Origin of the sequence: Mesorhizobium sp. M0898 (assembly GCF_040319695.1) — a bacterium.
Taxonomy (GTDB): domain Bacteria; phylum Pseudomonadota; class Alphaproteobacteria; order Rhizobiales; family Rhizobiaceae; genus Mesorhizobium.
The window spans coordinates 199,051-206,512 of the sequence record NZ_JAMYOE010000007.1; the positions used below are offsets into that span (position 1 = coordinate 199,051).

General features: G+C 59.6%; 8 protein-coding genes and 2 pseudogenes. 7 read left to right on the forward strand and 3 right to left on the reverse strand.

Going from position 1 to position 7,462, the window contains the following annotated elements:
* Window positions 1-53: 53 nt before the first annotated feature.
* The gene (locus NKH90_RS11870) at window positions 54-299 is read left to right on the forward strand and encodes a DUF982 domain-containing protein (protein WP_352819488.1); all 246 of its coding nucleotides are present in this window, start codon (window positions 54-56) and stop codon (window positions 297-299) included.
* 205 nt (window positions 300-504) lie between these two features.
* The gene (locus NKH90_RS11875; RefSeq protein ID WP_352819490.1) at window positions 505-1,095 is read left to right on the forward strand and encodes a DUF982 domain-containing protein; all 591 of its coding nucleotides are present in this window, start codon (window positions 505-507) and stop codon (window positions 1,093-1,095) included.
* Here NKH90_RS11875 and NKH90_RS34850 read toward each other — a convergent pair.
* The 3 genes and pseudogenes from NKH90_RS34850 to NKH90_RS11885 all read right to left on the reverse strand — a co-directional run bounded on the left by NKH90_RS34850 (window position 1,076) and on the right by NKH90_RS11885 (window position 2,769).
* Window positions 1,076-1,303: an aldehyde dehydrogenase family protein gene (locus NKH90_RS34850; RefSeq protein WP_502898828.1), complete on the reverse strand. Its 228-nt coding sequence runs from the start codon at window positions 1,301-1,303 to the stop codon at window positions 1,076-1,078. The two genes, NKH90_RS11875 and NKH90_RS34850, sit on opposite strands and share 20 nt — an antisense overlap.
* A 28-nt stretch (window positions 1,304-1,331) precedes the next feature.
* Window positions 1,332-1,990: pseudogene (adh, locus tag NKH90_RS11880) on the reverse strand (aldehyde dehydrogenase); the annotation flags it as partial.
* 107 nt (window positions 1,991-2,097) lie between these two features.
* Window positions 2,098-2,769: a Crp/Fnr family transcriptional regulator gene (locus NKH90_RS11885; protein WP_352819492.1), complete on the reverse strand. Its 672-nt coding sequence runs from the start codon at window positions 2,767-2,769 to the stop codon at window positions 2,098-2,100.
* 224 nt (window positions 2,770-2,993) lie between these two features.
* Here NKH90_RS11885 and NKH90_RS11890 point away from each other — a divergent pair, with 224 nt between their 5' ends.
* The 5 genes and pseudogenes from NKH90_RS11890 to NKH90_RS11910 form a co-directional block, all read left to right on the forward strand.
* On the forward strand, window positions 2,994-3,155 hold the full coding sequence (locus NKH90_RS11890) for a hypothetical protein (protein ID WP_167522729.1): 162 nt from the start codon (window positions 2,994-2,996) through the stop codon (window positions 3,153-3,155).
* Between the two features lie 185 nt (window positions 3,156-3,340).
* The gene (locus NKH90_RS11895; RefSeq protein ID WP_352625530.1) at window positions 3,341-3,589 is read left to right on the forward strand and encodes a hypothetical protein; all 249 of its coding nucleotides are present in this window, start codon (window positions 3,341-3,343) and stop codon (window positions 3,587-3,589) included.
* 92 nt (window positions 3,590-3,681) lie between these two features.
* Window positions 3,682-3,882 carry a hypothetical protein gene (locus NKH90_RS11900; RefSeq protein ID WP_352819495.1) on the forward strand — a complete coding sequence of 67 codons (201 nt, stop codon included), beginning with the start codon at window positions 3,682-3,684 and terminating at the stop codon, window positions 3,880-3,882.
* 1,526 nt (window positions 3,883-5,408) lie between these two features.
* Complete coding sequence (locus NKH90_RS11905) at window positions 5,409-6,125, forward strand: pentapeptide repeat-containing protein (RefSeq protein ID WP_352775036.1); 717 nt, start codon at window positions 5,409-5,411, stop codon at window positions 6,123-6,125.
* 1,153 nt (window positions 6,126-7,278) lie between these two features.
* Window positions 7,279-7,395: pseudogene (locus NKH90_RS11910) on the forward strand (integrase core domain-containing protein); the annotation flags it as partial.
* Window positions 7,396-7,462 lie beyond the last annotated feature (67 nt).

Below are 7,462 nucleotides of genomic sequence, written 5' to 3' on the forward strand. Positions count from 1 at the left end.
TGAGCAAAGGTATTTGCTGGAGGAACTTGATAAGGTCGACAAAGAGTGACCGCATGGCCCGCCACTGGTTCAACCCTCCGGTTCCGGTCAAGACCGAGCGTCCCGGGATCATCCGCAACGTCAACAACGCCGAGGCAGCCGGGGAGGAGCTGATGAAGTGGACCAAACGTGGCCCTTGCTGGGACCTCGCGGTGCGTGTTTGCATGGCCGTGATTTTCGATGAGATGGAACCTGAGGAGGCTCGCAAGGCATTCCTGGCTGCTGCAAAAGAGAGAGGGGACATTACTCCCCCCAACTAGCTAACTTGGATGCGGTAAAGGTTCTCTGACCAGCACCGCCTTGGCGAAAGGAGCCCGCCGCCGCTGAGGGAGAGGCGACGGACCCCCCCACAGCGGCTGCACATCACGAAGAATCCCGCTGCCGCCCCTAAACCCGCGAGGGGCCTACATCGTTCCCTTCCAACCTGGGTTGATCGGCAGGCTGGTTCCGCTTTAAGTTTCCTCTATGTCTCGCCATTCGTTCTCCCCTCCTGTGTACGCCAGGTCCGACCAACCAAGTGTCCGCGTCGGGATCAGCCACGTCGAAGGTGCGGCCGAGGAACTCATGAAGTGGACTAACCGGGGTCCTCGGTGGGGCCTTGCGGTACGAATCTGCACGGCCGCACTGGCCGATAAGGTGTCACCTCAAATGGCTGCTAAGGCGTTCCTGGCTGCTGCAAAAGAAGAGGGGACGTCACTCCCCCCAATGGCAACCAGGAGGCCCGTCGCCCATGAGAAAACGACGGACGCCCAACAGCGGCTGCACATCCAAGAGAAGAACCGACCGCTGCGAGTTCTAAACCCGCGAGGGCCTACATCGTTCCCTATAACCTGCGTTGGTCGGCAGGCCTGTGCCGCTCTAAATTTCCTGTATGGCTCTCCATTGGTTCAACCCTCCGTCTACGTCAGGACCGACAGACCTGGCATCCGGTACGGGGTTAGCCATGTCGAGGGTGCCGCCGAGGAACTCATGAAGTGGACCAAGAGGGGGCCTAAGTGGACGCTGGTCCTGCATCGACGCCTTTCAGGACCGAGTGTCACCCGACGACGTCGGTAAGGCCTTTGAGGAGGCCGCCAAGGAGGAGGGCGTGCTCGTTCTGGAGTAGGAAGCCGCGCGACACTGTTATCCCCCTCGGCTTCTGCTGATAGTGGTCGAGCATCATCGTGTGTGTCTCGCGGCCGATGCCAGACTGCTTGTAGCCGCCGAAGGCCGCATGCGGGGGATAGGCGTGGTAGCAGTTGGCCCAGACGCGGCCGGCTTGGATCGCACGGCCGAAGCGATAGGCACGGTTGCCATTGCATGATCAGCCGGCCCGTCGTGGTCTCACCGGTAAGGGCGATCTTGGCAATGCGCGGCGACGACGCGAGTGGCTTGTCCGCCTCGAGACCAAAGCCGTTGACGATGTTGAGCACGCCCGGCGGCAGCAGATCGCCAACAAGGTCGGCCCACAGCAGGATGGCAGCCGGAGTCTGCTCGGCAGGCTTCAGCACGACGCAGTTGCCGGCCGCAAGCGCGGGAGCAAGCTTCCAGCATGCCATCAGCAGCGGAAAAGTCCAGGGGATGATCTGGCCAACCACCCCGAGCGGCTCATGGTAATGATAGGCGACGGTGTCGTCGTCGATCTGCGAAAGGCTCCCTTCCTGGCCGCGCAAGGCGCCGGCGAAATAGCGGAAATGGTCGATGGCCAAGGGCAGGTCGGCGGCGGTTATTTCACGGATCGGCTTGCCGTTGTCCCATGTTTCAGCGCATGCGAGAAGATCGAGGTTCTCCTCCATGCGGTCGGCGATGCGGTTGAGGATGAATGACCGCTCAGCAACGCTGGTGCGCCCCCAGGCGTCCTTGGCGGCATGTGCCGCGTCCAGAGCCACCTCGATGTCCTGGGCATCCGAGCGGCCACCTCGCAAAGTAGCTGACCGTTCACCGGCGAGAAGTTCTCGAAGTAGCGGCCGGAGCCCCGCGCGCTGGCACGCCAGGTTGCCCGGTTTGCCGGAAGGAATAATCACTTGCGGCCGAGGAGTATGAAACGTGCGGTGCCCCCCGCCGCAGCGACAGCCTTCGCTATTCCTTCTTGTCGACCAGCGCCCGTAGTGCCGAGACGTCATGCAGCAATAACCTGCTGCCGCGCTTTTCGATCAGGCCTCTCTTGGCGAGGTCGCTCATTTCGCGCGAGACCGCTTCCCTGTGCGTGCTCATCGTTGCCGCCAGCTCGGAATGCGTCGGTGCCGGGCTTATGGACACCTCGCCGTCCACGAGTGCGGCTTTCTCCGCCCGATGCAGGAGCTCGACGATCAGCCGTTTTCGCACGACCAGAGTGCTGTATTCGAATACCCGCTCGGTCATGCGCCGGAGCTGGGCAGACAGATGCTCAAGCAGCATCCAGGCAAAAGTCGGGTGGGTCATCACGATATCCCGGAATGCTGTGCCGGACAGCCGTGCAGCGCGGGTTGCCTCCAGCGCGACTACGCTGGCAGAGCGTGCAATCCCGTCAATGCCTCCGAGCTCCCCGAAAATGTCACCCGGTTCGACATCGCGATACGCTATCTCCCTGCCGTCCGCTGAAACCAGTGTCACGCGAGCCCGTCCTTCCAGCAGGAAGAAGACATCGCGACCAGTGTCGCCGTGGGAAATGATTAGCTCGTTGTGTCGATAGCGGCGCTCGTGCCACCGTTTGGTCAGCGCGGCGAGGTCGGCATCGCAAAGTCTCGAGATGAAGGCCAGAGAGCCTGTCACAACGGTCTCTTGTTCAATCAAGTGTACTTCACCTTACTCCCTATCCAAGGAAATTTGATGGCCGCAGGCCCCGCTTTCCGGGATGCAAACTGGGAGCGGATTTCGCCAATGTTTTCCCCGGTGTGGGAATTCCCACAGCCGAGCCTGGTTCGACTGTCATATCCTTTTTGCAACGTCAGGCCCGCCGGCTCGTGTGAAAGCCGGCGAAGGGAAAGGGAACAGTCATGAAATTCTTGGCTCCCGTCACAAAACTTGCTGCGGGGTTTCGCAAATTCGTCGCGCCGCGCTACCGCCCGGAGCTTTATTACATGCGTGGCCCGGGGCCAGCCACCGCCCGCCGTATGGGCACGCCGCGGCAAAACCAATCCATCGACCACTACGCCTAATTTGCCTCGCGGACGGCTGACGCTCTCGCCCGGAGTGCCGTTCGCGCCGTTCCGTACCGGTCAATTCAGATCAATGAAGGGACGATCTGATCATGGTTATAATTCATGCTGCCGCCATTGGTCCATTTCGCAGGTGGTTACGCCTCCGCGCCGAGCGAAAAGCTCTCTTGTCGGCAACGGACCAGTTGAGCCGTTTACCCGATGACGTCCTTGGCGACATCGGCATCTCACGTGACGAAATCATGTGCGATTTGCGAAGCCGCGCCAACCGTCATGCGGAGGCAGGCGCGGCCGGCACGACGATCGAGCGCACCAGGATCGCTTCGGCCTCGATCCCGAAACGGTTGGCCGCCGGCAGTGGCTACGCCTCGGCCGAGATCCCCTTTGGCTGGTCCACGAGCGCGCGATCGAGCCTTACATCGCGGCTTCGATAAGCAGCGGCGCGCGGACGGGACCTTCGAACGGCACTACACCTGCGACCCCAAGGACTGAATGTTGACCGACGGGAGCTGGGGAGGATCTCAAAATGATCATGTCGGTTGTTAAGTCCCTCGCGCCTGTGACGCTCGGCACCGTGCTGATCGCAATCAGTCCGGCTTCATTGTCGGCTTCTGACGCTCAGGACCTCGCGTTCGCTCACGCTGACATGCCAATCAAACAGCTGAAAGACGTCTATTTGGATTGCGAGTGGGGGAGGCCGCCGGTGCGCTGGGGACGGAAGACGTGATGTACTGTTCGATGCGCGAGTTCCGACTAGGCGCGCGATTGCAGTTTGCGCATAATCTACGATGCACGGCCTTCTGCACCGTGCGACGCGGCCCTGCGATCGACCACTTCGAACCATGTTTGGATCGCGCACTTCGCCGATCAGCGCAGTAACCAACCCGCGGAGTTCCACGAGCGACAGCCTTCAAACGAATCAGTCGGTGGTAGCGTCACGCATAGGGTGAATCACGAACGCGCTCGCCTGCAAACCCCTTCGCCCGGAAATCTGCCCCGGTTAGGCGGTTCGCCAGCAGACAGAGAAGGAGCGGCTTCAGCCGATCGCCGATGCTTTTTGTTATCTTTTGTGCCTAATGGCAGCTTTGCGCCCCGATTTCGGCCGTGTGACTATATCGTTCGAACTGCCGAAAGCTGTCGGGGCTCCGGCCCTCTCAAACCCTCCGCCGCCGTTGTCGCGCATGTGCCGCATGCCACCTGCCGTGCTTTCAGCGAGCCGACCTTACTCAGTCTGGAACCTAGCAGTCGCCCAACTGGTTCAACCTTCCGCCACGGCCGGGCAGGGGAGGGCGTGCAAAACGGTAGGCGCGACCTAAGAAACGGTCGCGGTTCGAGTCGGTAGAGGGATACCGCCGATACAGTGCTGTAACCGAGTTCGTTTGCTGACGGGACTTCTTAATCGGCGCAAATAGGTCCGACTCCAACCTCCGCAACCAGTTCCAGCATAAACCACTAATAGTCGCGATCTGATCAAAGCCCGCCGGAAAAAACGGCAAGGCATTTCCCACGGCAGGTTTGGGGAAGCGCGGAAGGGCACTCTGCCGCCCAGAGTAAGCGGCCTGCACGGTGAAGACGAGAGGGACGCTTTTCCAAGCGCGGAGCTCGAATCCCTCCCCCGCCGCCATACGACATTGTTTACGTTGAGAAAAATACAAGAATAGGTTGCGCGTCCGCCATAAAGCCCGCCAACCGAAAAAGGCGTATTCGCGGCACGTCAGCTTACGACACAAATATGCGGGGTTGATGCTTCGACCTGGGAGATGGCAGAGATCAACTTCGGCTTCGCTAAGCGAACTCGTGGGGTTCATGCGACAGGGGAATCAGGATATGCGACGAGCACCCCGTGCCGGGTCAACGTCGCCGTCGGGAAGTACCGATCGGTGCGGAACCAAGCGGATTCACGCTTGTCGGCAGCGGACGGCGGCGGTGGCGGTCAGCATCCGAGCAGGCTCCAACTAGCGAGACAAACGTCCAGAGCGGAGGGACTTCGCCAGCCTGAACGACCGCTCTCCTCGGCTTAGTCAAGCATACCTACGGAATGATGCGCCTGGCCGGTGACGAATGAATCTCTGCTGGACCGCCGATGATATGGGGAGGCGCTCGCAAATCGCGCCCTACGCGCGGGTTGATCGGTTGATCAACATCAAAGCTTGAATATGAGAAATGCGCTAACTGTGACGGCGGTCACCGTGGCTCGTGTGTCAGCAGATGTGGTAAGGTTGAGTGTCGGCGAGTAGCAGAGGTCCAGCAACAATGACTTTGAGGCGAACCAGAGCTTACGGCGCATCCGGCTTGGTTCTAGCGGTTTGCACTGTGTTTGCTTGGCAGAACGCCACTGCTGCTCACAATTGCGACGCACCCGCGACGCCTGGCGTCAATTGGCACGAGTGTGACAAGAAGCTTCTCATCCTAAAAGGACAAGACCTGAGCGGGGCGAACCTGTTCGGTGTTGATTTCACTTCGACCGACCTCAGGAACAGCAATCTCCTTGCGGCAAATCTTGAGAAGGCAACGCTTGTGCGTGCTTCCCTGGCCGACTCGACCGCCAAAGGCGCCCGGTTCGACAGAATCGAGGCCTACAGGACCGACTTCAGCCGTATGGACGCGCAGGGCGCTGTGTTTGCGAGCGCGGAAATACAGCGCTCGAATTTCCAGGGCGCCAATCTGACCAATGTTGATTTCACAAAGGCAGAATTGGGGCGTGCGCAGTTCCATGACGCCGATATCAGCGGCAGCCGCTTCTCGTTTGCCAATCTCGCACGGGCGGACTTCCGAGGAGCGACGTTCACCGCGCCGATAAACTTTGACCGCGCCTTTTTCTTTCTGACCCGTATCGAGGGCGTCGATCTTTCCAATTCGGCGGGTCTGTCCCAGTGGCAGCTCAACATGGCTTGCGGAGACGCCCGGACCGAGTTGCCTTCTGGCTTGACGAGGCCTGAAGATTGGCCCTGTCAATTCCAGCAGGAATAGTTGTCGGCAAGCGAACTGTGCAATGCTGCACCCGACAGGATTTGAACCTGTAACTTCTGCCTTCGGAGGGCGCAGATCCTACGCCAAAGTGGCACGTTTCTACGGTATTGCTATTGGCGAAATCGCGGCCGAAGGGTGTTTGTGCCGCTTCCGTTCACCGCTACCGGTTCAATCGAACCGGTAGCTCCTGTCCGAATAAGTGGCAGCAACTCTTGTATCGTCGAGAATGACTATCATCGTCGTGATTATCATTCAGAAGCCTGGCACCAACACGTCGATCATACTCGCCTCGCAGCACTTGAAATAGGCCGCGGCATCTTGGGGGGCTTAAGCTTTCGTCGGTCAAACGCCTGTCGAATGCATCTAGAGCGTTCATTCAGCAGCTTGGTGAATCCGTTCGACCGGCGTGTACTCGTTTGTCGAAGGTTCAGGAATACAGTCGCAACGGCCTCACTATGTGATCTGGAAGGTCAACTGCTGATCCTCCCGCTCAACTCCTAATGAACCAGCGGATGCCGCGCGAATGGCGCTCCAGGCCGCTACTTGGGCGACGAATGGAGGCATTCACTCACGACCGCTGCGGGTTCTTCGACGACCCGCTGTCTTATGACTTACCTTTGCGTAGACACAGCTTGTGAAAACGCGCGATATGGTCGGCCTGCGCTAGATTCAAAGACGGCCGGGGCATCAGAAGATGGCACACCGAATGTGCACGCAACGCTTGGCTTCGCGGCACTTGCCATAGCCGCGTGCCAATCGGCTCCTGAAACGTCGCAACCGGCCACTCTCGAACCTGCGTTAGAACCTGGTGCCATTCCTCCCAACGCGGCCGAGCTTGACGATCTTGCCATCAAGCAATGACACGACCTCGGCGGCTACGCGGTGTATGTCCATGCTGATAATACGCACGGTTCCCTCCATCGTTGGTCACGAACAGGGAGCGAGCGGGCAACACGACAAATACGGAGCCGTGCTCGCGGCGCATCCGGGCGAGTCGTAGGGGCGGCCAGATAATGTGCTCGAACTCGCAGTTCATCTGCATACGACGGCCTGCCCGCATTTGCGTGCTCCCGGTGCCCCGTGGCCCGGATGCGCCAAGCTTAACGAACCTGACGACGGAACAAACGATGGCACCAAGAACATCATGCCGGATAATGGCTTCATCGAGAGCTTCAACGGCCGACTACGCGATGAACTGCTCAACGAGACGCTGTTTACTTCGCTGGCTCAGGCACGCGTCGCCATCGCCCTGTGGCGCCACATCTACAATCCTGTTTCATAACACCCATCTGTCTATGTCGTTGAAGTGAATAGGTTTTGCTGATCTGGATGCGATC

What these genes read in the sequence shown, in the direction of transcription:
- NKH90_RS11875 (WP_352819490.1), top strand. Translation starts at nt 505, where the DNA reads ATGTCTCGCCATTCGTTCTCCCCTCCTGTGTACGCCAGGTCCGACCAA.
- NKH90_RS11870 (WP_352819488.1), top strand. Translation starts at nt 54, where the DNA reads ATGGCCCGCCACTGGTTCAACCCTCCGGTTCCGGTCAAGACCGAGCGT.
- NKH90_RS11900 (WP_352819495.1), top strand. Translation starts at nt 3,682, where the DNA reads ATGATCATGTCGGTTGTTAAGTCCCTCGCGCCTGTGACGCTCGGCACC.
- NKH90_RS11905 (WP_352775036.1), top strand. Translation starts at nt 5,409, where the DNA reads ATGACTTTGAGGCGAACCAGAGCTTACGGCGCATCCGGCTTGGTTCTA.
- NKH90_RS11890 (WP_167522729.1), top strand. Translation starts at nt 2,994, where the DNA reads ATGAAATTCTTGGCTCCCGTCACAAAACTTGCTGCGGGGTTTCGCAAA.